The 20,914-nt window shown below is 68.3% G+C and carries 16 protein-coding genes and 1 riboswitch; of the genes, 5 read left to right on the top strand and 11 right to left on the bottom strand.

Annotated elements, in window-relative coordinates:
* Positions 1 to 32 precede the first annotated feature (32 nt).
* From JWP65_RS17090 to JWP65_RS17110, 5 genes are all read right to left on the bottom strand, one after another.
* A complete protein-coding gene (locus JWP65_RS17090; RefSeq protein WP_299765897.1) occupies positions 33 to 854 on the bottom strand; it encodes a SapC family protein in 822 nt (273 codons plus the stop codon).
* Between the two features lie 47 nt (positions 855 to 901).
* Positions 902 to 2,539, bottom strand: a complete 1,638-nt coding sequence (locus tag JWP65_RS17095; protein WP_299765899.1) for a POTRA domain-containing protein — start codon at positions 2,537 to 2,539, stop codon at positions 902 to 904.
* 120 nt (positions 2,540 to 2,659) lie between these two features.
* A complete protein-coding gene (locus JWP65_RS17100; RefSeq protein ID WP_299765901.1) occupies positions 2,660 to 7,402 on the bottom strand; it encodes an S-layer family protein in 4,743 nt (1,580 codons plus the stop codon).
* Positions 7,403 to 7,506: 104 nt separating this feature from the next.
* A complete protein-coding gene (locus tag JWP65_RS17105; RefSeq protein ID WP_299765903.1) occupies positions 7,507 to 8,874 on the bottom strand; it encodes a CsgG/HfaB family protein in 1,368 nt (455 codons plus the stop codon).
* Positions 8,875 to 8,890: 16 nt separating this feature from the next.
* The gene (locus tag JWP65_RS17110; protein ID WP_299765905.1) at positions 8,891 to 9,628 is read right to left on the bottom strand and encodes a hypothetical protein; all 738 of its coding nucleotides are present in this window, start codon (positions 9,626 to 9,628) and stop codon (positions 8,891 to 8,893) included.
* A gap of 305 nt (positions 9,629 to 9,933) precedes the next feature.
* Here JWP65_RS17110 and JWP65_RS17115 point away from each other — a divergent pair, with 305 nt between their 5' ends.
* Together JWP65_RS17115 and JWP65_RS17120 are read left to right on the top strand one after the other, a co-directional pair.
* The gene (locus JWP65_RS17115; RefSeq protein ID WP_299765907.1) at positions 9,934 to 11,514 is read left to right on the top strand and encodes an ATP-binding protein; all 1,581 of its coding nucleotides are present in this window, start codon (positions 9,934 to 9,936) and stop codon (positions 11,512 to 11,514) included.
* Positions 11,511 to 12,242 (top strand): response regulator transcription factor, encoded by a 732-nt coding sequence (locus tag JWP65_RS17120; protein ID WP_299765908.1) that lies wholly within the window; start codon positions 11,511 to 11,513, stop codon positions 12,240 to 12,242. Before JWP65_RS17115 ends, JWP65_RS17120 begins: the two co-directional genes overlap by 4 nt.
* Before the next feature lie 99 nt (positions 12,243 to 12,341).
* Here JWP65_RS17120 and JWP65_RS17125 read toward each other — a convergent pair whose 3' ends face one another.
* The 3 genes from JWP65_RS17125 to JWP65_RS17135 all read right to left on the bottom strand — a co-directional run bounded on the left by JWP65_RS17125 (position 12,342) and on the right by JWP65_RS17135 (position 15,143).
* Positions 12,342 to 12,977, bottom strand: coding sequence for an ATP-binding protein (locus tag JWP65_RS17125; protein WP_299765909.1), 636 nt, complete (start codon positions 12,975 to 12,977; stop codon positions 12,342 to 12,344).
* 428 nt (positions 12,978 to 13,405) lie between these two features.
* A complete protein-coding gene (locus JWP65_RS17130) occupies positions 13,406 to 14,095 on the bottom strand; it encodes a hypothetical protein (RefSeq protein WP_299765910.1) in 690 nt (229 codons plus the stop codon).
* Positions 14,096 to 14,150: 55 nt separating this feature from the next.
* Positions 14,151 to 15,143 carry a tripartite tricarboxylate transporter substrate binding protein gene (locus JWP65_RS17135; protein WP_299765911.1) on the bottom strand — a complete coding sequence of 331 codons (993 nt, stop codon included), beginning with the start codon at positions 15,141 to 15,143 and terminating at the stop codon, positions 14,151 to 14,153.
* 67 nt (positions 15,144 to 15,210) lie between these two features.
* On the opposite strand from JWP65_RS17135, the gene JWP65_RS17140 reads away from it, so the two are divergent.
* Positions 15,211 to 15,438, top strand: a complete 228-nt coding sequence (locus tag JWP65_RS17140) for a hypothetical protein (protein WP_299765912.1) — start codon at positions 15,211 to 15,213, stop codon at positions 15,436 to 15,438.
* Positions 15,435 to 16,700 carry a DEAD/DEAH box helicase gene (locus tag JWP65_RS17145; RefSeq protein WP_299765913.1) on the top strand — a complete coding sequence of 422 codons (1,266 nt, stop codon included), beginning with the start codon at positions 15,435 to 15,437 and terminating at the stop codon, positions 16,698 to 16,700. Before JWP65_RS17140 ends, JWP65_RS17145 begins: the two co-directional genes overlap by 4 nt.
* Here JWP65_RS17145 and JWP65_RS17150 read toward each other — a convergent pair.
* Positions 16,675 to 17,253 (bottom strand): TMEM165/GDT1 family protein, encoded by a 579-nt coding sequence (locus JWP65_RS17150; protein ID WP_299765914.1) that lies wholly within the window; start codon positions 17,251 to 17,253, stop codon positions 16,675 to 16,677. The genes JWP65_RS17145 and JWP65_RS17150 overlap by 26 nt on opposite strands.
* Positions 17,245 to 17,435: riboswitch (yybP-ykoY riboswitch) on the bottom strand. Its footprint overlaps the gene before it by 9 nt.
* A 778-nt stretch (positions 17,436 to 18,213) precedes the next feature.
* The gene (locus JWP65_RS17155) at positions 18,214 to 18,669 is read right to left on the bottom strand and encodes a MarR family transcriptional regulator (RefSeq protein WP_299765915.1); all 456 of its coding nucleotides are present in this window, start codon (positions 18,667 to 18,669) and stop codon (positions 18,214 to 18,216) included.
* Between the two features lie 53 nt (positions 18,670 to 18,722).
* Between JWP65_RS17155 and JWP65_RS17160 the strand changes: the two genes are divergently transcribed.
* Positions 18,723 to 19,457, top strand: a complete 735-nt coding sequence (locus JWP65_RS17160; RefSeq protein WP_299765916.1) for a siderophore-interacting protein — start codon at positions 18,723 to 18,725, stop codon at positions 19,455 to 19,457.
* A gap of 266 nt (positions 19,458 to 19,723) precedes the next feature.
* Here JWP65_RS17160 and JWP65_RS17165 read toward each other — a convergent pair.
* Positions 19,724 to 20,914, bottom strand: a 1,191-nt coding sequence (locus JWP65_RS17165; protein ID WP_299765918.1) for a thiamine pyrophosphate-dependent enzyme, incomplete at its 5' end; no start/stop codon positions are given.

The following is a 20,914-nucleotide window of genomic DNA, read 5'->3' on the forward strand; positions in this document are numbered from 1 at the left end:
TGGGCAAACGAAAAAAAAGAGAGGAAGACCCGTCAGGCCGTTGACGGCTCGGGCTCGACCGGTGCAGCCGCAATCGCCGGTGCCGCAGGCTCCTGCTGCGCCGCTCGCGCCATCAGCGGACGGAACCGCCGCAGCGACAGCAGGTGCAGGTAGGCCAGCGCCAGCGCGCCCTGGCTGTGCAGTTCGCCGGCCTGCGCTGCGTCCAGCGCATTGAGCTTGGCCTCGTCGACACTGAGGAATCCGGTCAACTCCATCTGGCGCCCACCGGGCAGCACGACCTGCAGCGTGCGCTCGTGCAACAGCCCGGCCGTGTCCAGCGCGGCCACACTGTCCGAGGTGGTGGAGGCCGCCGCGTCCAGCGCGACCAGCTCCTGCAGGACCGCCTGCAGCCAGGGCATTTCCTGTCCCTTCTGGTCGAACAGCGGCTCGCCCTCGCTCAGGCTCAGCGCGGGCTGGTGCACGGCCACCGGCCGGGCATCTTCATCGTCGTACTCGGCCAGCAGCCGAAAGGGCCAGGTGCGCAGGACCGCCGGCAGGTAGTTGCCGGTCCAGCGGCCCGTGGCTTCGTCCACGTACAGGTTGCGCCCGTTCTCCAGACCGGTGATGGCCAGCAGCTTGCCGCCACCGCCGGCCACACGCGTCATGACGCACGGAAATTCGACCGCCGCTGCCGGCATCTCCGCTGCGGCGAGCGCCACGGTGATCGTGCTGCCAACCCAGCGCATGTCGCGCTGGTCGCGCCTGAGCCGCTGCCGGCGGTGGGCCTCGCGGTGCAGGATGGTGAACTCTGGCGCGGCTGCCGTGCCAGGCGCCGGGCTGAAGGCGGGCACGGCTGGATTGGTGTTTTTCTTCATGAAAGGCTTTTCTTGAGTGAAGGATGAAATTGGCAGTGGCGTGGCCGCTACCAGCTGGCGCTGGCCCGCAGCGAAAGACGGGTTCGAGCCCCTTGAAAGCCAGCCATCTGGCAGGCCAGGGCGGCATCGATCGCCAAGTGCCGATTCACCTGAAACTGGACGCCCGCGCCGGCGGAAGCGATGCTGCGAGACGAACCGTTGCCAAAGGCACGAGCCCGGTCGGCAAACACATACGCCTCTGTTGCCTCCAGTCCGATCAGGGCGACGGGTTGGTACAGGGCCAGTTGCAGGGCATAACCGCGCTCGCCGCTGACGGCGCCGCTGTCGAAGCCACGCACCGAATTGCCGCCGCCGGCAAGCCAGGCGTCCGTCACGTCCGGCGTGTTGCGGGCGGCCAGCCGCGCTTGGCCAGCGACCCGCAGCAAGGGTCCGCGGGAAGCGCCCAACCTTGCAGCAAGCAGCCCCGCGACTTCTGCAAAACCGTAGTTGTTCACCGGTCCCCGTGCAGTGGTGATGGAGCCGCGCAGCGAAGCCGGGGGCACTTCGCCTGGCTGCGAGGCCGGCCAATCTGTCGCTGCCGCAAGCGTCAACCGGTCGACGGTCCGCTCGCTGAGCAGGACGCCGCCGATGGTCGACCTGGACTTGATCTGCGTCGCGCTGCCGGACAGCAGCAGCAACTGACGAGCGGAGATGGGCAGATGGCGTCCAAGCTCCACGCCCACCGAACTGGATTCACCCTTGCTCACCAGGTCGGGGATGCCGAGATCCGTCGACTCGACCGTGCTGCGCGAGCGAGAGCTGGTGGCGCTGCCACCCAGCCGCCAGCCCTGCTGCCCGAGCGGCAGGCTGCCAGCCAAGCTGAGGGTGGCGGAGTTCGAACCCACGATCGTCATGACATCGACGCGACCGCCTCGAAGACCCAGCGGGGAGAGGCGATAACCGGCAATCACGCTGGAGCGCCCCGCCGAGGCGGCGTCGGGCATGTCGACCAGGGCCCAGACCTGCCCCTTTGATCTTTCCGGCACCTGGATCAGCAGATCGCTGCGGCCGAATTCCGTGCCGGGAACATAGGCTGCCTGCGCCGAAAAGTCACTGGCCGCATTGAACAGGCCGAGCCGGCGTTCAAGTTCCTCGGGCCGAATGATGGAGCCGGCCGCCAAGTCGAACCATCGCCCGAGCCAGGCTGGATCGATGCGGGACATGCCCTCGACCTTGACCGCGCCCAGCCTGCCCTCGACCAACAGCACCCGCATGATGCCGCTGCGCAAATCCTGCTGCGGCAACACCGGCACTGCAGTTTGGATGCCCTTGCTCAAATACAGCGTCTGGATGGCGCGAAGAAAAGCGTTGAGGTCCGGGCCCGAGACTTCGCGGCCCAGGTAGGGCCGGGCCAATGCATGCAGCTCGGCGTCGTCAAGCAGTTCGCTGGGCGAGAACAACACCTCGTTCAGCAACACCGTGCCAGCGAGCGTTGGCGCCTGGGGGATCTGCAACGGCGCCGCCGGGGCCACGTGCGGCGTCGCGGGCAGCAGCGGGGCGGCGCGGTCGGCGCGCCTGAGCTCGTCCTGCATGCGGGCGGCCGGATCGAGGACGGGAACGTCAGCCGCCACGCACCGGCCGCAGATCAATGCCAGGATGGCAGCGCCCAGCGCTATGCGAGGTTTGAAAAACACATCTAGGGGCATGAATCGGGCAATCCGACAGCGCCATCGGGCCGCTGCCAGTCAAAGAAAAAGCCCGCACAGCAGATGCGGTACGGGCCGAAACATCATTCAGGCGGGAGGTCCCGCCTGAACGAAGATCGCTTAGCGTGTCGCTGCCAGGATGGACGACACCACCGAGTTGCCCACGGCCGTGGCCGTGATCTGGTTGCCGTTGGCATGCACCGTGCTGCCCGACATCGCGCCGGTGATGCCGGCACCGAAGGTGACGCTGGTGACGGAGGCGGTGATCGCGCCGCTGTTGCGCTGGTAGTTGCCCACCGCCGCAGTTGGCGTACCGCTGTTGAGCGCGTTGAGCGTCAACTGGTTGACCGCGCTGTTGCCGTAGGCCTGCGCCGCCACCTGGTTGCCGGTCACGGCCACGCTGCTGCCGACCGCCGCGCCACCAATGACAGAGTTCAAGGCCACCTGGTAGCTCGCACCCGTGCTGGCGGCCGAGACCGACCCGCCGTTGCTCTGGCTGTTCAAGATGCCGGCGTTGGCGTTGACGGCGAAGCCGCCGCCCAAACCGCCGGAATCGACCGCACCACCCGATGCCGGGCCATAGTTGGCGCCAGCCAGCGAGTTCAGCACGTTGCTCGCGCTGTTGCCGCGCGCCAGTGCCGTCGTGCTGTTGCCGCCCAGCGCCACGCTGCTGCTGTTGAGCGCCGTCGAGGCCAGCGGTGGCAGCGTCACACGGGCCGCGCTGGTGGCGGTGGCGGACACAGTGGCACTGCTCTCCTGCATGTTGCGCAATGCCACGCTGGCCGCCTGGCCGGCCGTGCCGGTGACCGCGGCCGTGTTGAGTGCCTGGTTGGCGGTGGCCTCGGCGGCTGTCGTGTTGTCCAGAATGGACTGCGTGCTGCGAACCGCAGCCGCCGTGCCGCTGGCCGAGGCCTCCTGGTTGTTCAGCGTGGTGGTGGCGTTGCTGGTGACAGCGCTGCTGGCCGCCTGCAGGTTGTCCAGCACGTGTTCGGCCCTCAGTGTGTCGCCAAAGGTTCCTCCGACGCTGATGTCAGCGACCTGGCCGGTGCCGACCTGGCTGCCCTTGACGCTCAGACTGTTGGTCGCGTCGTTCATCACGGCCAGCGCGATGTTGCCGTTGTTGGACAACAGCACGCTGGTGTCGGTGACCGCGCCCGGGGCGAACAGGTTCAGGTTGGACGCCGCGTGGACCGCCGCGGTGCTCATCTGGGTGGACTGCAGCGCAGACACCGCCGTCACGCCCGTGCCCTCCAGCATCAGGCTGCTGGTCGCGGCGTTGGCCCTGGCTTCGGCCATCTGGGTGTTGCCCGAGACGCTCAGCGAAGCACCGGTGATCGCCGCGGCCGGCTGGGCACTGATGTAGAAGCTGCCATGGACATTGCTGTCGATGGGCGCGCCGATGACCTGCTGCAGGTTGGCGACCGTGTGATCTGCCACCGTCTCCAGCCCGGGACCCGTGAAGCCCACGTCAACGCTCGCCTTGGCGCTGCTGCTGCCCGAGGCGATCGCGTTGCCCTTGACTTCCGTGCGATTGGACGCCACGTTGCCGCGGGTCAGACCGTAGCTGGTGTTGCCGCTGACCGAGAGCGCGGAGTTGATGACATTGCCGCCCAGGGCCAGGTTCACGCCGCCCGAGTTGGGGGTACCGGCCGTGGCAGGCACGCCGGGCGAGGTAAATCCGTTGAAGGAGAAACTCTGATTGGCGCCGGACGAATACGTCCTGGTGCCCAGCGTGGACACATTGACGTTTTGACCTTGGGGGATCGATGCCGTGTTCGCCAGCGAGTCCACCACGAAGCCCAGGGAAGAGAGGTAACTCTCCAACGCTGCCTTTTCTGCTCCTGCCACGCCAGCTGTGGAGAAGACCACTGCTGCTGTAACGGCGGTCAACACTTCGTTGGTGGAGTTGTAGGAAAAAGTGCCATTCGGGGCTGTGACAGATGCGCCACCCGCGTAGGGACCGGCAGGAACCCCGGAATTTCCAGGCGTCCCGGCCCGTCCGATCACCGCATTCACGCCCGCCGAGGTCACTTGAACGTTCTGCTGCGCGCTGCTGCTGGCCAGACTGCCCGACGCAACCACGGCCAACGCGTTGGAGGCGTTGTTGCTGGTGGCCGCGGCCCTGGCGGTGTTGCCGTCGGCGACCACGCTGGAGCGCGTCACGTTGCCGGTGATGCCGACGCGCACGTCGGACCGCAGCGAAGTGTCGTCCGCGTCCAGCAAGGTGGCGGTCACGCTGCCTTGGCCCGACTGCATGTTTTGCAGGGTGAACGACGCATTGCTGGTCAGTGCGCCCGCCGCGGAGGTGCCAAGCGCGCTGGTCGCCACGGTGTCGATGTTGGTGGCGCTCACGCCCGCCGTGTTGATCGCGCGGCTGGCGCTGGCCTGCGCGTTGATGCGGTTGCCCGAAGCCGAAATGCTGGAGACGGTGCCGACCGAGCCGACGTCGCCGCTGACGCTGGTCAGTGCGACCGCGCCGGTGGCGGCCTGGGCCGTGATGGCGGCGTCGACTGCTTGCAGGCTGGTCAGGTTGGCCACGCTGGAGAAGCCGCCGCTGCCCACGTTGGTGGCGGTTAGCGACAGGCCGCTCTGGCCATAGTTGCCGTAGGCCTCGGTGGACAGGGTGTTGGCATCGTTCAGCGCCGTGCCGTTGTCCAGGGAGCCGGTGACGGCGATGTGGGCTGAAGCGGCGCCGCTGGTGGCGCGGGCGCTCACGTCAGAACGCACCGACTGGTCGTTGAGCACGCCGTAAGCGGCTGCCACAGTGCCCTCCAGCGCTTTGTTGGCGTTGGTGTTCACGGTGACGGTGGATGCTGCCCCCATGGTGCCAGGTGCAGCCACCGTGGTGCCCGAGACCTCCAGGGCGTTGTTGGCCAGGTTGCCATAACCGATGGCTTCCTGCAGGTTGTTGGTCGCGGCCAGCGTGCTGCCCGCGACGCTGCCACCGACGCCGGCTTCGATGAAGGCACGCGCGCCGGTCAGTGTGGCGGAGACAGCAGAAGCGGCAAGCATATCTTCTGCATCGACCCGCTGGACGCTCAGGATGCCAGCGCCACTGCCCACGGTGGTGCCCGACAGCTTGAGCTGGTTCGAGGCGTTGTTGGACAGCGCCACGGCGTCCTGGGTGTTGCGGGTGACCGACAGCGTCGGGCCGGTGACGGCCTGGGCGCGCTGGCCGACCGACGCTGCGGCGTTGCTGGAGGTCACCGCTGCGCCGTCGCTGATCTGCCGGTTGCTGACCGTGGCTGCGCCGGTGGCTTGCAACAGGTTGGCTTGGGTGCTGAGGTTGACGGTCTCACCCAGCGTCAGCGTGGCGGCGTCGAGCGACAGGCTCTGGCCCACCTCGTTGCCGCGTGCGCTGGCGCTGCTGCGGTTGTCGGCAACCGCGACGCTGCTGTTCTGCACGGTGCCTGCCGTCGCTTCGATGGCAGAGCCGGCGTTGATGGCAGTGACGCCGACGTTGCTGCTGTCTTGCTGGTTGGCCAGCGCGGCGCTGCCGGAGAACGAAGCCGCGTTCGTGCCGCTGGCGAGCGCACTGCGGGCCGCGTTGCCGGTGGCGCTGGCGCTGATGCTGTTGGCCGACAGCTCGACCGCACCGTTGACCAGGGATTCGACGGTGGCTTCAACCGCGCCATTGATGGTGCTGCTGCCCATGACCGACCCGGCCACGCTGGTGTTGCGCTGCAGGTTGGAGATCACGAGGTCGGCGTTGACTGCCGTGCCTTCGGCATAGCCGTTGAGGGTGGCGCCCGGGGGAGCGATGCTGCCGCCAGGGCCCGCAAACGACAGGCCATCGGCCAGCAGGATGCGGTTGCCGACCGGCGATGTGCCGCTGCCCAGCGCTTCGTTGCCGATGGTGGCGCTGCTGATGCTGTTGCCCGCGACCGCCAGCGAGCCGCCCAGTTCGCTGGTGCCCGACAGGCCCGTCACGGTGGCGCGTACGCTGCCGTTGCTGTTGATAGCCCAGCCCTGGGCGTTCGTGCCGAGCTGGTTGTTGCTGACCACGGCCGAGCCGGCGAAGGTGGGTGCACCCTCCACTGCCTGGATGTCGATCGTGCTGGCGCTGCTGTTGCCTTTCGTGCTGGCGACGATCTTGTTGCCGGTGACCGCTGCGCCGGCTTCGAGTGCGTCGGCCAGGATGCCGGCCGTCAGGGTCAGTGCGACCGCGTTGTTTGCAGCGACCGCGCTGGAGGCCACGCCGCTGGTTTGCTGCGCCGTGGTCACGACGATGCTGCCCTGGGCGGTGGATACAAGCGGTCCGAACAGCGAGCTGACGCTGGCGGAACCCGTCGTCGCGGAGCTGTAGCCGACCGGCACGGCGCCGGCGATCGACGAGGCGCCCTGGTTGGCGACGGTGCTCGCGGAAATGGTGTTGTCCTTGTTGACCGCGCTGCCACTTCCAAAGCCGGTCAGGACGATGGACAGACCGTTGTCCTCCACCAGGCTGCTCACGGCACCGGTGTTGGTGGAATGCAGCAGCGAAGCCAGGCCCGTATTGCCACCGGCGGTGTCGCTGATCAGGGACAGGTCGATCGACGTGTCGCCAGGCTGGGCCAGGTTACCGATGGCGCTGGCGCCCATCGTGTTGCCCGTGAGGTAAGTCGAGTTGACGGTCTGGCCGCCGTTGGCGCCGATGTTGCCCCGGCCGTTTTGCAGCGTGGCACCGACCACGCCGCTGTTGTTGAGCAGCAGGTTCTGGGTCTGGTGGCCACTGGCATTCACCGCCGCAGGGCTGCCTTCAAAACTGTAGACGGTATCGGCGGCATGGGCGCCGCCGGCGATCAGCGTGGCCAACACGGCCAGGCCAATGCTGCTGAGTGCCGGCTGGCGGCCGATACGGTTGCGGATTTGACTTTTTTTCATGGTATCTCCTCGGGCTGTGAATGCCAGTGACGGCAAAAAATGATTGGGAACGGCGAACGGGAACGGGAGCGGGAGCGGGATGGAACAACGCATGGGATGCGGCGTCAGCCGCCAATGCGCAGCTTGGCGATTTCCTGCAGGCCCGGGCCATCCCGATGGATCGAGCTGTCGGCCGCGTCGGGCCGCCAGACAACGCTGACAGCGGCCGGGGCAATGCCGCGGTTGGCCAGTGCCGAGGTCACCGCGGCAATGCGCTGGTTGCTCAGGTCGTCGCGTTTGCGGCTGTCCCAGCTCTCGGTGTCGCGCGCCACCAGCATCACCTCGGCCGGCCCTGTTTTGGCAGTCGCCGCAATCTGGTCAATCAGCGCCATGGCGCCGCCGCCCAGCGCTGTCGCGCCGAACTCGAAAGGAAGTTGCAGGACGCCACCGGTCAGCGGCGCACCAGTCTGGCTCGCGGCATTGACGGCCGTGCCGCTCAGGCCGGCACGCACCGGCTCACCCGAAACATCCACCAGCGGGTTGGCGACCTTGCGTAACTGAACCGCCGGTGTGGTCTGGATTTTCTCGCCCGCGCCGGGGCGCATCGCCATGCAGGGCCGGTGGTCGACCTGGGTGACGGCGCCAATCAGCCGAACCACGCCCTCTTCGAGCGCGGCGCGCACGCCGAGCTGCACCGGCTCCTGGCCCTTGGCGCCAATGTCGATGTCAAACAGATCGCTGTTGAAAAAGCGGAACACGTTCAACCCGACCTCGTAGCCATTGAACTGCTTGGTCAGGCTGACGGTGCGCACCACCATCAGTGTTTTGGTGTCGACGATGCGCAAATCCACGCCCACCGACTGGCTGAAAGTACGCGCCTTGAGGGCAACCTGGTTGACGCCGATTTCGGCGCCGCCGGAGTTGATGTTGTAGTTCAGCTCGGTGATGCCGCCGACGATGAAGTAGTCAGACTTGTTGATGGTGCCGCCAAAGTAAGGCAGCCACGGCACGTTCTGGCCGGCACTTCCGTTGGCGCCGGCCAGCGCGTGGCTGCGGCCGTCGCCCAACTGGCGGCGGTCGGCGTAGCCCAGCTCACGCTCGGCAATCACCGGGTCAAAACGTTCGGCAATACGCACGGCGCCGCTGAGCTTGCCAAGCGCCGAATACACCATCAACGCGCCGCCTTGTGTAATGGCATTGCCTTCGTTGATGCTGTATTTGCCGGTGTAGTCCTTCACGTCGCCGACCGCCACCACCACCGGGGCGCGCCCGGTAGCGGCCACATGGTCGGCAAAGCAGGCGATCAGCGGTTCCATGGGCGTGACGTTGTCGCGCACCGAGGGACCCAGCACGGTAGGCACTTCCATCGGCGCAAATTTCTGCATCGGTGCAGTCACGCAGCCTGCGAGCAGGGCGGCGGCGGCAACTGCTGACAGCACCCGCAGGCCCGCCGCGGCACTGGTGACGCCCAACAGGTTTGGCTTGACGATCATTTTCTCGGCCCGCCGCTCAATTGAGGACACCAAACGTGCAGCCGGTGCTGCCCGCCAAGCTGGCGTTTTGGCTGCCGCTGTTGTGCTGGTTGTTGTTCAGGGCCTGGGTGGACTTGCCATTCACGTCGGTGGTGGTGTTGCCGTTGACGCTGGAACCCACGCTGCCGCTGTTGCCCTGATCGCTGCTGGACTGGCTGCCGTCAGCGCCGCCGGTGTTGCTGTTGGCGTTGCCGGTGGCGCCGGATGTGGCGCCGCTGTTGGTCGGCGACAGGGCTGCGGCGCCCTGGTTGCTGTCATTGCCGGTGGCGTTGGCCGATTGGTTGCAGTTGATCTGGCGCTCGATGTTGGTGGTGTAAACCGGCGCCGTGTAGTAGCCCATGTTGCGTTTCTGAATCATGTCCTGCACTGCGGCTTGATTGACCTTGTCGGCACTCGTCTGGAACTGCCAGCCGGCGTTTTCGCCAACGCCGTTGGCCAGCGCGGCAGGCCCACCGACGACCGCGAGCACAACGGCCAGCAAGCCTGTGCGGCACGCCGGCAGCAGCTCGGCGCAGCGCGCGCCCGGGCGCGAACGGGCAGGAAAGAATGGGGGATTCATCAAGAAAGGACTCCTGGGTTGGGAAAGGAGCCGCTTTCGCCAAAGCCGCTGGCCTGCGCGGCCCCGGTGGGAAGCAACGCGGCCGTCATGACGACGGCCCTCCAGACGGACGCGTTGATGCTGTGCAAAGTCATTGCTGCCGATTTCTTCCTGCAAGATGGATAACGTTCACTTCAGTAACTAGAATCACACCTGGTTACTTAAGTTGAGTAACTATTCCACAGACAGAAAACGTGCGCTGATGCTATTAGCCTAAACAGCTTAGTTGCGTCCCTTAAGCTGAATGGGCTCCTAGACGAAGCCTGCGCTGGCCGCACCAGGGTTAGGCAATTAGCGTAGGACTGAATACTTGAAATCCGCAGCCCCTTGGAGGAGAGTCGCGCCTGGAGCGGGGTGACCGGCAGCGTGCCGCTCAACACCCACTGCGTGCGGCGCAAGCTGCGAATGGAGACCCTGACACTTTGAGCGAACACACATGGCCCGACGCGGGCCGTCCCGGGCAGGTCGGACCGAACCTCTGCCTGGGCCTGGTTGTTGCACCCGGCACGCAGCCGCCTCCCATCCTCTTGCGCATCCAGGCTGCCGGGCACACCGTTGCGATCGGGGCCAGCATCCAGGACCTTTGCCGCGACCCACGGCCGCTGGACGCCATCATGCTGACGGCATTGGCCTTGCCTGCGGGCGCAACGGGAGCCGATGCGTTGCCGACGGACCCGGATGCACCCGTCTGCCTGGTCTTCATGGGGGAGGCAGCCGCCAGCCACGCACTTGCAAGGCAGCCCGGTATTCACCGCGAGTTCCTGGCGGACCCGCCGTCGGACGTGCAGGTCGACGCCCTGCTGGAGCGGCTGGCCTGGAAACGGCATGCTGCCGCGACGATCGCCGCGCTGGACCTGGAAGCGGGGCAATTGCAGGTCCAGCTGGATGCGCTGCAGGAGGAGTTCGTGTCACTCGGCGGCCGTTTGTCCCACGAGTTGCAGGCTGGCCTGAAGCACATCACCGGCTTCGCGCGACAGTTGCAGCAATCGGCCGGCGCGAGGCTGGATTTCACCGAGTCGCGGCACCTCGATCTGATCCAGCAGACAGCGGCGCGTGGACATTGCGCCACGCGAGATCTTGTCGCGCTGGCGCAGGTCAGGTTCACGCGCGCCGAGTCGTCAGCGATCGACCTGGGCACATTGGTCGGCGAATGCATCGCGCAGCTGGCGCCCAGCGCCGCGAGGGTGGAGTGGAAGGTGGGCGACCTGCCGACCATCGCCGGCGACCGCGCGCTGTTGCGCCTGGCGCTGACACACCTGCTCGCCAATGCCGTGAAGTTCAGCGCCGCGAAGCAGCGCCCCTGTGTCGAGATTCTCGCGGTCGCCAGTCATGCCGGCACCACGATGCAGGTGCTGGACAACGGCGTCGGCTTCGATGAATCGCGAGCGCACCGTCTTTTCCTGCCGTTCGAGCGGCTCCATCCCGCGCGCGACTACGAAGGGAGCGGCCTGGGCCTGGCCATGGTCAGGGCGATCGTCGAGCGCCATGGCGGCAAGGTGGCCGCGCAGGTCCGGCCCACGGGCGGGGCCAGCTTCTCGATCTGGCTTCCCCATGCGGCCGACAGGAACATGGCGCCGGCTTCAACGCCGGTCATCGCGGCGCCGCCGCCCGCAGCGCCCGTCCTGCGGACCCAACGGATCCTGTTGGTTGACGACGACGCGCTGGTGACGGCAATCCTGCGTGAAATGCTCCTGCGCGATGGTCATGAAGTTCTGACCGCAGACAGCGCAGAGGCGGGGCTCGTGCTGTTGCGGGACTCGCCTTCTCCGTTCGACACCGTGATCTCGGACTGGCACCTGCCTGGCCTGGACGGTACGACAGTCATGAGGCAAGCCAAGCTGCAGGATTCCCGCACCACAACAGTTCTCATGTCGGGGAAGCTCGGCAAATTCGGCGCCGGGGCCTCCCCGGCGGGAGACCTTCCTGCAGGCGTGGACCGTCTGCTCGGAAAACCGGTATCGAGAAACGAATTGCGAACACTGCTGACCAGCGCTCAGAGATGACCGCTTCGCAATTGATGGTTCCGCGGCCAAGCACCCCGCGCACCGGCAACAACTTGAAACTGGAACAGATAGGCAATATGGTTCGCAACACAGCGCTCTCGGGCGACATCAGGGTGGCACTCGCCGACGATCACGTCCTCGTGCGTTCCGGCGTCAAGGCTTTGCTGGACTCCGTTCCGGGGGTGACGGTTGTGGCGGAAGCAGGCGACGGGGCGGAGTTGCTGGACCTGCTGGCATCCGAGCCTGTCGACGTGGTGCTGATGGATCTGTCGATGCCGGGCATGGATGGCCTCAGTGCCATCGCCCACGTGCGACGCCAGCACCCCTCCACCCAGATTCTCGTGCTCTCGATGCACGGGTCAGCGGATGTCGTGAAGCGCGCCGCCACTGCCGGCGCTTGCGGCTACATCACGAAAGAAGCGTCGAACCATGAACTGGTGCAGGCGCTGCGGACAGTCAGGGCGACCGGAAGCTACTTCACGTCCGCCGTCTCTCTGCTCCTGCTGCAGCCAGCGCCGCGCGAGGCATCGGACGATTTGACGGAGCGGCAGGTCGAGGTTCTGACCTTGCTGGCGCGGGGCAAAGCCGCCAAGGAGATCGGGTTCGAGCTGGGCTTGAGCGCCAGGACAGTCGATGTGCACCGCGCGCGGATCATGAAGCGGCTGGAAATGAACAACATGGCAGGCCTGACCCGGTATGCATTGCGCAAGGGCTTGATCGAAGCCTGACTGCCGTCAGCTGGGCATCTCATCGGGCTTCAGCCCCGCGCCCGGCTGCCTGCAGCCGGCACGGCCAACGCCTGCCGCAGCTCGGCGGCGGTGCCGATTTCATGGCCATCCCGACCCAGCATCCGCAACCGGCCGCGGCAAGGTCATGGTGATCAGCGTGCCCGCTCCCGGGCGCGCCTGCGCCTGGACGCGGCCGCCGTGCCGCTGCGCGATGCATTTCACCAGAGCCAGCCCCACTCCGTTGCGTTCGAAGGGCGCGAAGAACCGGTGCAAGCAGGCCGGATCGAAGCCATCGCCGTTGTCTGCGACGGCGATGGTGCACTCGTCGATCGTGGAGTCCACGCCCACGCCAATGCGCGGCTGCGCGCTGCCGCGAGTGGACTTGACCGCGTTCGCAAGCAACTGTTCGATGGCGATCCGCAGCAGCATCGGGTCCGCCGTCACCTGCGGCCACGGCGCGGGCGACAGCTCCCACTCCACCGAGCGCTGTTGCAGGCTCGGCAGCAGTTCCTGGATGCACTGCCGCACCAGAGGCCCCATGGCCACGGGGCGCGGCTGGACTTCGGCGCCTGCAACCGTCGAAAGTCTTGCCAGGCCGCGCATGAGGCTGTCGCCGCGCAGCGCACCCGCCCGCACGCGTTCGAGGTCGAGCGCCTGCCGGCCTGTCAGGCTGCCGCGCGTCTGCTCCATCAGGACGCCGGCAAACCCTTCGATGGCCAGGAAGATCGCCTGCAAGTCGTGCGAAAGGCGAGCGCAGGAGACGGAAGACCCGGTGCGGGCCCTGGTCAGCTGCGACTCCAGAACGGCGACCCGGGCGCGCAAGGAGGCGGCTTGCGCGCTGGTGCAACTGGGGCAACTGGGGCAACGATGGTTTTTCATGTCTGGCGCTGGTGTCGCCTGGAACCAAGCGGAGTGCCAGTGCCAGTGCCAGCCACTCTAGATGCCGGCGAAACCTTTTGTAACTAGCGATTTCATTCACGAGCCTACGCAAACGCACTAACCGGCCGGCTGATTGGAGCCTGTCGTGGCCTTGGAAGTGAGCGGCGATCAGCCCGCGATGGTGCCGGGCGAGGCCGGCAGGGAGCCCGAAGACAGCGAGCACGCGGGTGCCACGTCTTCCGCGCTCATCTCGACGCCGCGGCCAGCAGGCTCGCGCCGGACGGTCAGGCCACCTGGGCCGGCGGCATCCAGGGCAGCTGCATGGCCAGCCCCTGCCCTTCGCGCTCCAGCGCCACGCCATCGGCCGCTGCCAACGCATCGAGGTCGGCCCACTCCAGCTTGCGGTACGCCGCCTCCGCCGCGAAACCCTTGTCGCCTTCGCTGGGCCGCACCGCGATCCGCACGATCGCGCCCTGCGCCGCGGCCTGGGCCGTGATCACGAGCGCGGACGACGGCTCCAGGTGGTCGGTGGTGTAGACCAGCGCGCCGGTGAGCAGGCTGCGGATGGCGCTGCGGCGCACCTGCCTGGGCAGCGGCGTCGCTTCGTTGCGCAAGGCATAGCCGCGAAAGCTCAGGCTGGTGGCCAGCAGGCTGGCGCACTCGCGCACCGCTTCCTCCACCGTGGTGCCGACCGTTTCGTCGGGGGCCAGCCAGCCGACGACCTCGATGCTGGAAGCCAGCGCCGCGCGCGCGAAGCCGTTGATCTTGCCCGCGCTGTCGTGCAGGTGGGCCAGGTCGGGTTGCGCGCTGCGCAGCCTGCGCTCCATGACCTCGTAGATCATGCCGATGGGCTGGAGGTTGACCACCAGGTGGTGCCGCATGGAAGGCGCCAGCCGGCGCAGCAGCGCGTAGCGGGCCGCCTCGGCCGCGGCAGAGGGCAGCCCGGGTCGGGGTCCTGGATTCGAAACCGGCATGGGGCCACCTTACCACCCGAGCCGGTGCTGTCAACCGCCGCTGCAGCGTTGAGAATCAGTCCGCCTTGATCTTCGCGCGCTCGACCACGGCCTTCCAGCGCTTTTGCTCGGTGGCGATGAACTGGGCGAACTGCGCCGGCGTGCCGCCCACCGGCTCGGCGCCATCCTGGTGCAGGCGCTCGAGCGCCGCGTTGTTCTTCATCGCCTTCATCGTCTCGGCCGCGAGCTTGTCGATGTTGGCCTGGGGCATGGTGGCCGGCGCCAGGATGCCGTACCACTGCGTCATCTCGAAGCCGGGAAAGCCCTGTTCGGCGACCGTGGCCACGTCGGGCAGCTGCTGCAGGCGTTTCGACGAACCCGTGGCGATGCAGCGCAGCTTGCCCGCCTTGATGTGCGGCAGGATCGCCGAAGCGCCGACCGCCGCCGCCTCCAGCCGTCCCGCCAGCAGGTCGGTCAGCTGCGGGCCGGTGCCGCGGTAAGGCACGTGCAGCAGGAACACGCCGGCCGTCATCTTCAGGTATTCGAAGGCCAGGTGGCCGGCGCTGCCGTTGCCGGCCGAGCCGTAATTGAGCTGGCCTGGCCTGGCCCTGGCCAGCGCCAGGAATTCCTTGAGGTTGCGCGCCGGCACGTCCGGGTGCACCACGTACAGGCTGGGCACCTTGGCCAGCAGGCTGAGCGGTTTGAAGTCGCGATTGGCGTCGTAGGGCAGCTTGTCGAACATGTACGGGTTGACCGCCAGCGTGCCGATGTGGCCCAGGATGATGGTGTGCTGGTCGTCGGCACGCGCCACTTCGCTCATCGCGATGTTGCCCGAGGCGCCCGGCTTGTTCTCGACGAAGACGTTCTGCCCGAGCGACTTGCTCAGCTCGCCGGCCGCCGTGCGCGCGATGATCTCGGAGCTGCCGCCGGGAGCGAACGGCACCACCAAGCGGATCGGCTTGCCGGGCCAGGCCGCCTGGGCCTGGGCCAGGGGCGCGACGCCGCCGGCTGCGAGGGCGCAGGCCGCGCCGAGGAAGCGGCGGCGGGATTCATGCGATGGGTGGGTCATGGGCCGCATCCTGAGGCAGCCGCATCGGCGGACAATACGGGCTTCCCCGCATCCATGGAAAATTCCCTTGGCACCCCGCTCCCCCTGGCCTGACAAGGTCATCGCGCTCCTGCGCGCCGGCAACCCGGCCGCCGCGATCGCCCAGATCAAGGTCGCGCCCAGCGTGCGCGAACTCAAGGCGCTGGAAAAAGCCCTCGCCTCCGCGCAATTCGCCGGCAAGTGGAAAGACGTCGACGTCGCCATCACCGAAAACCTGCAAGCCCTGGCCGCGCCGCGGCTGCACCGGTCGCCATGAGCGAGCCCACGTTCGCCTCCCTGGGTTTGTCGGCTGACCTGCTGCATGCGTGTCTCGACGCCGGCTACCTCACGCCCACCGCGATCCAGCTGGATGCCATTCCGCCGCTGCTGCGCGGCCAGGACTTGCTGGGGCTGGCGCCGACCGGCTCCGGCAAGACCGCCGCCTTCGCGCTGCCGCTGCTGCAGCGGCTGGCCGCCGGCCAGCGCCATGCGCAGCGCCGCGTGCGGGTGCTGGTGCTGGTGCCCACACGCGAGCTGGCCGCGCAGGTCGGCGAGGTGTTCCGGCGCCTGGGCGCGTCGTGCGCGCACCCGCCCAAGGTGGCCGTGCTGTTCGGCGGCGTTTCCGTCAATCCGCAGATGATGGGCCTGCGTGGCGGCGCCGACGTGGTCGTGGCCACGCCCGGCCGGCTGCTCGACCTGCTGGAGCGCAACGCGCTGCGGCTCGACGGCGTCGAGGCCCTGGTGCTGGACGAGGCCGATCGCCTGCTGGACCTGGGCTTCGCAGCGGAACGCGAGCGGGTGCTGGCCGAACTGCCGGCGCAGCGCCAGACGCTGCTGTTCTCCGCCACCTTTCCCCAGGAAGTGCAGGCGCTGGCGGACAGCCTGCTGCGCAACGCGACGCGGGTCGAGGCTGCGGCGCCGGACGGCGCAGCGCCAGCGATCGTGCAGCGGGTGATCTCGGTCGACGCCGGCCGTCGCACCGAGCTGCTGCGCCGCCTGGTGCAGGACGAGAAATGGGACCGCGTGCTGGTGTTCGTCGCCACCCGCCATGCCGCCGAACAGGTGGCGCGCAAGCTGCACGACCGCGGCGTCTATGCCGCGCCGCTGCACGGCGAACTGAGCCAGGGCCAGCGCACCGAGGTGCTGGCGCACTTCAAGGACCGCCGCTACGACGTGCTGGTCACCACCGATCTGGCGGCCCGCGGCATCGACATCCCGGGGCTGGAGGCGGTGGTCAACTACGACCTGCCGCGCTCACCCAACGACTACGTGCACCGCATCGGCCGCACCGCACGCGCCGGCGCAAGCGGCATCGCCGTGAGCTTTGCCAGCGCTGGCACCGAGGCGCACATGCGGCTGATCGAAAAACGCCAGAACCTGGTGCTGCCGCGCGAGCAGGTGGCGGGCTTCGAGCCGGTGGAGCTGGAACCGCCGCCGCAGCCCGAGGCAGGCGTCGGCGGCATCAAGGGCAAGCGCCCGAGCAAGAAGGACAAGCTGCGCGCGGCCGCGGGGCTCACGCCAGGCCCAGCCCCAGATTGACCTTCAGCAGCACCAGCACGCCGAACACCGCGAAGATCGCTGCCGCGACGAAGCGCATCTTCGCCAGCGGCACGATCCTGGCCAGCCGGTCGCCCAGCAGCACTGCCGGCACGTTGGCGGCCATCATGCCCAGCGTGGTGCCCACCACCACCATGGTCAGGCTGGCGTACTTGGCGCCCAGCGCGATGGTGGCGAACTGGGTCTTGTCCCCCATCTCGGCCAGGAAGAACGCCACCAGCGTGGTGGCGAAGGGGCCGTAGCGGCTGGCCTTGCCGCTGTCTTCGAACTTGTCGGGGATCAGCGCCCAGGCCGCGAACCCCAGGAAGGCAACGCCGAGCACCCAGCGCATGACGTCGGCGCTCACGCTCGCGGCGACCCAGTCGCCCAGGGCCGCGGCGACGAAATGGTTGGCGATGGTGGCGCCGAAGATGCCGGCGATGATGGCCCAGTGCCGGCCCGGGAACCTGGCGGCAAGGAAGAACGACAGCAGCTGGGTCTTGTCGCCCATCTCCGCGATGGCGACCATGCCGAACGAGGCGAGAAAAGCTTCCATGGAACGGGGAAATCCAAAGGCCGGAGAGCACATGACTGCGCAGCTTCCCCGGCCAGTGCGGAAAGCTGTGCAGTCAAAGGTCTTGCCAGGCTGGAAGCTGCTTGCACCATGGCCGTGGGGGCCAAGTCTGTTGACGCAAGCCTCTGCGGGATGCAGAGCGGCTACTCCCCAATGACGGGTGAAGGCGGATTATAGGTGGGACGGGGAGCGCTGCGCGGCAAAGCTGCGCGCCCTGCGAGTCCGACGGCTCTGAGGCCGCCACTTCCGCCACCAGCCCCGATGCCACGCCCAGCTCCTCCACCAACGGTCCTGTCTGTGCGGCCGTGCCGACCACCCGAACACGTAATCGTCGGGCCGCACCAGCGCCGCAACCCACCCGTGACGAGAGAACCAGGCTTGCGCCACGCCGTCCGCTGCCCACCGCATCGAGCATGCCTGCGCTCACCGCCTTGCAGCACCCACCGCGGCAACAGGCTGCCGCGCGCCGCAGGCTCCTGCAGCGCGAGCAGCCCGGTTTCCAGCCGCGGCTGGATGTCCTGGCGCCGCGTGTCCTTGACCACGCCGCCGCAGCCGGCCAGCAGCTTGGCGTCGCCTGCGCGCCTTGGCCGGATCGCCTTCGCAGATCAGCGCGCCAGCGCCGCGCCATGGACGAATCACGCAAGGACCAGTGCTTTTCGGGCGTCGGCCACAATCCGGCGCATGAAGTCCGAGCCCGCCGCGCAACTGCTCGTTCCGACCCGGGGAAGTGCGGCACGACCAGCCCGACGACTGCCGCCACTGCGCGCTGGCGGCGGTGCGCGCCCGTGCCATGGACTGGAGCCGGTGGCGCAGGTCGCGGCCCAACCGGGCTAACACGCCGCCGCCTGCTTCAGCCAGCTATTGGACCGCAGCGCCGGCGGCACGTCGTCGGCATACCGCGCGCTGGTGGCGCAAGGGGTGCGTGGCACCGCGGGTTGAGGATCACTCCTTGAGGTTGCCGTGCACCCGCTGCAGCAGCGCGGTCAGCTGCTCGCGCTCGGCCAACGACAGCCCGGCCGCCGCCTGGGCGCCGAGCTTGCGCAGTGACTGCCGCAGCACCCGTGTCAGCGCCTCGCCTTCGTCCGTCAGGCGCAGGCGCAGGTTGCGCCGGTCGGCCGGATCGGCCTGGCCCGCCAGCAAGCCGCGCTCGCGCAAGCCGGTGATCAGGCGCGCCAGCTGCGCCTTGTCGCGCCCGCTGTGCTGGGCCAGGTCGCTCTGGGTGCAGCCGGGATGGCGGCCGAAGAAACGCAGCACCCGCGCCTCCATGGGCGTGAGCGGCACCCCGTCGCGCAAGGCCAGCTGCTGGCGCGCACGCACCTGGTGCATCACCGCATGGACCAGCTCCAGCAGATCGCCGCTGCTGTCGGCCTGGACCCGGCCCGGCCTATCGGTTGACATTGTCATTCATTGGATGCATGATGGATGACATTATCAACCATCCAGGATCCACCATGGCGGACACCGCCCCCGGCCGCCGCGTGCAACGCGTGCGCCACGCAACCAAGCGCCGCGAGCTGACCGTGCTGCGCGTGGACGACCTCTCGCCGCACCTGCGGTCCATCACCTTCGGCGGCGACACGTTGGCCGACTTCACCAGCGACTCGTTCGACGACCACGTCAAGTTCCTGCTGGACCTCGGCGACGGCCAGCCGGTGGGCCGCGACTACACGCCGCGCCGCTTCGACCGCGCCGCGCGCGAGCTGGTGATCGAATTCGCGCTGCACGGCGACGGCCCCGCCTCCCGCTGGGCAGCGCAAGCGGCGCCGGGCCAGCGCGCGACCGTCGGCGGCCCGCGGGGTTCCTTCATCGTGCCGCTGGACTACGAGTGGCATTTGCTGGTGGGCGACACCTCGGCGCTGCCGGCGATCGCCCGCCGGCTGCAAGAACTGCCGGCCGGCAGCCGCGCGCTCGCGATCGTGGAGGCGCCGCTGGAAGACCGGCGCGACCTGGCGACGCAGGCCGAGCTGACCCTCGCCTGGGTCGCCAACGCGGCCGAAGGATTGGCGGCCCTGCGCGCGCTGGCGCTGCCGCCCGGCGAAGGCTATGCCTGGTGCGCCGGCGAAGCCAGGACGGTGGCCGAAGCCAGGCGCATCCTGGTCGAGGACAAAGGCCAGGATCGCCACGCGATCCGCGCGGCGGCGTACTGGAAGCGTGGCGTGGTGGCGCACCACGAGAGCCTGGAGTGAGGCACTGAACAGCACGCCAAGCAGCACGCCCATCCGGGGCCGAACTCCTGCTTGACCGGCCGGCCTCCAGCATCAGGCGCAGCAGCGCCTGCACGCCACTCGGGCAGATCCGCCCCGAGGTGGCGGTCTATTTGTCGTCAAGGCAAACGGTGGGCATGTTCGACTCCGGCTGGACTCGATCGGCTTCCCGGCCGCGGTGGTGGCCGGCAACGTGGGCGCGGCTGCCAAGGGTAGGTGAGACAGCCGCGCGGCAACTTTCGGCGCGCTCAGGCGGGGTTGGCGGCGTCCTCCGCATACCACTGGTTCGCCGACAGCATCACCTCGTGGTGGCTGCGCCCGGACGGGATCATCGGAAAGCAGTTCTCCTGCGCCGCGACCGACACGTCCAGGAAGAACGGGCCGTCGTGGGCCAGGCATTCGTCCAGCCCGGACTGCAAGTCGGCGCGCTGCTCGATGCGGCGCGCGCCCCAGCCGAAGGCCTTGGCCAGCGCCACGAAGTCCGGCAGGGCCTGGTTCCAGCTGTGGCTCAGGCGGTTGCCGTGATTGAGCTGCTGCCACTGGCGCACCATGCCCATGTAGCCGTTGTTGGAGAGCACCACCTTGACCTTGGTGCCGTGCTGCATGGCCGTCGACAGCTCCTGGATGTTCATCAGGATGGAAGCGTCACCGCTGACGCAGACCACCGTCGCGTCGGGATGCGCCACCTGGGCGCCGATGGCGGCCGGCAAGCCGTAGCCCATGGTGCCGGCGCCGCCGGAGGTCAGCCAGCGGCGCGGCGCGTCGAAGCGCAGGTACTGCGCGGCCCACATCTGGTGCTGGCCGACGTCGGTGGAGACGATCGCGTCGCGGCCGGCCAGCGTCTGCTGCAGCGAGGCCATCAGCTGCTGCGGCAGGATCACGTCGCTGCGGTCCGGAAAGGCCAGGCTGTCGCGGCGGCGCCAGCCGGCGATGCGCTCGTGCCATGGCCCCAGCCGCCCGGGCGGCAGCGCCTGCAGTTGCGGCAGCGCCAGCAAGGCGTCGAGCACGGCAGCGCAGTCGCCCACCAGCGGCGCGTCGACCTGCACCACCTTGCCGATGCTGGACGGATCGATGTCGATGTGGATCTTGCGCGCATGCGGACAGAAGGTGGCCAGCGTGCCGGTGACGCGGTCGTCGAAACGGGCGCCGACGCAGACCACCAGGTCGGCATGGTGCATCGCCAGGTTCGCCTCCAGCGTGCCGTGCATGCCCAGCATGCCCAGGAAGCGCGGATCGGAGGCCGGGTAGGCGCCCAGGCCCATCAAGGTGAGCGTGGCCGGCGCATCGAGCAGTTGCGCCAGGCGCGTGAAGGCCGCCGACGCTTCGGGGCCCGAGTTGATCAGGCCGCCGCCGCCGTACAGCACGGGACGGCGCGCCGTCGACAGCAGGTCGGCCGCGCGTTGCAGGCTGCCGGCCGGCGGCAGCCGCGGCGTGCCGCG

Origin of the sequence: Ramlibacter sp. (assembly GCF_028292805.1) — a bacterium.
Lineage (GTDB): Bacteria > Pseudomonadota > Gammaproteobacteria > Burkholderiales > Burkholderiaceae_C > Ramlibacter.

What these genes read in the sequence shown, in the direction of transcription:
- JWP65_RS17090 (WP_299765897.1), bottom strand. Translation starts at nt 854, where the DNA reads ATGAAGAAAAACACCAATCCAGCCGTGCCCGCCTTCAGCCCGGCGCCT.
- JWP65_RS17155 (WP_299765915.1), bottom strand. Translation starts at nt 18,669, where the DNA reads ATGTCAACCGATAGGCCGGGCCGGGTCCAGGCCGACAGCAGCGGCGAT.
- JWP65_RS17160 (WP_299765916.1), top strand. Translation starts at nt 18,723, where the DNA reads ATGGCGGACACCGCCCCCGGCCGCCGCGTGCAACGCGTGCGCCACGCA.
- JWP65_RS17105 (WP_299765903.1), bottom strand. Translation starts at nt 8,874, where the DNA reads ATGATCGTCAAGCCAAACCTGTTGGGCGTCACCAGTGCCGCGGCGGGC.
- JWP65_RS17095 (WP_299765899.1), bottom strand. Translation starts at nt 2,539, where the DNA reads ATGCCCCTAGATGTGTTTTTCAAACCTCGCATAGCGCTGGGCGCTGCC.
- JWP65_RS17150 (WP_299765914.1), bottom strand. Translation starts at nt 17,253, where the DNA reads ATGGAAGCTTTTCTCGCCTCGTTCGGCATGGTCGCCATCGCGGAGATG.
- JWP65_RS17135 (WP_299765911.1), bottom strand. Translation starts at nt 15,143, where the DNA reads ATGACCCACCCATCGCATGAATCCCGCCGCCGCTTCCTCGGCGCGGCC.
- JWP65_RS17130 (WP_299765910.1), bottom strand. Translation starts at nt 14,095, where the DNA reads ATGCCGGTTTCGAATCCAGGACCCCGACCCGGGCTGCCCTCTGCCGCG.
- JWP65_RS17100 (WP_299765901.1), bottom strand. Translation starts at nt 7,402, where the DNA reads ATGAAAAAAAGTCAAATCCGCAACCGTATCGGCCGCCAGCCGGCACTC.
- JWP65_RS17145 (WP_299765913.1), top strand. Translation starts at nt 15,435, where the DNA reads ATGAGCGAGCCCACGTTCGCCTCCCTGGGTTTGTCGGCTGACCTGCTG.
- JWP65_RS17120 (WP_299765908.1), top strand. Translation starts at nt 11,511, where the DNA reads ATGACCGCTTCGCAATTGATGGTTCCGCGGCCAAGCACCCCGCGCACC.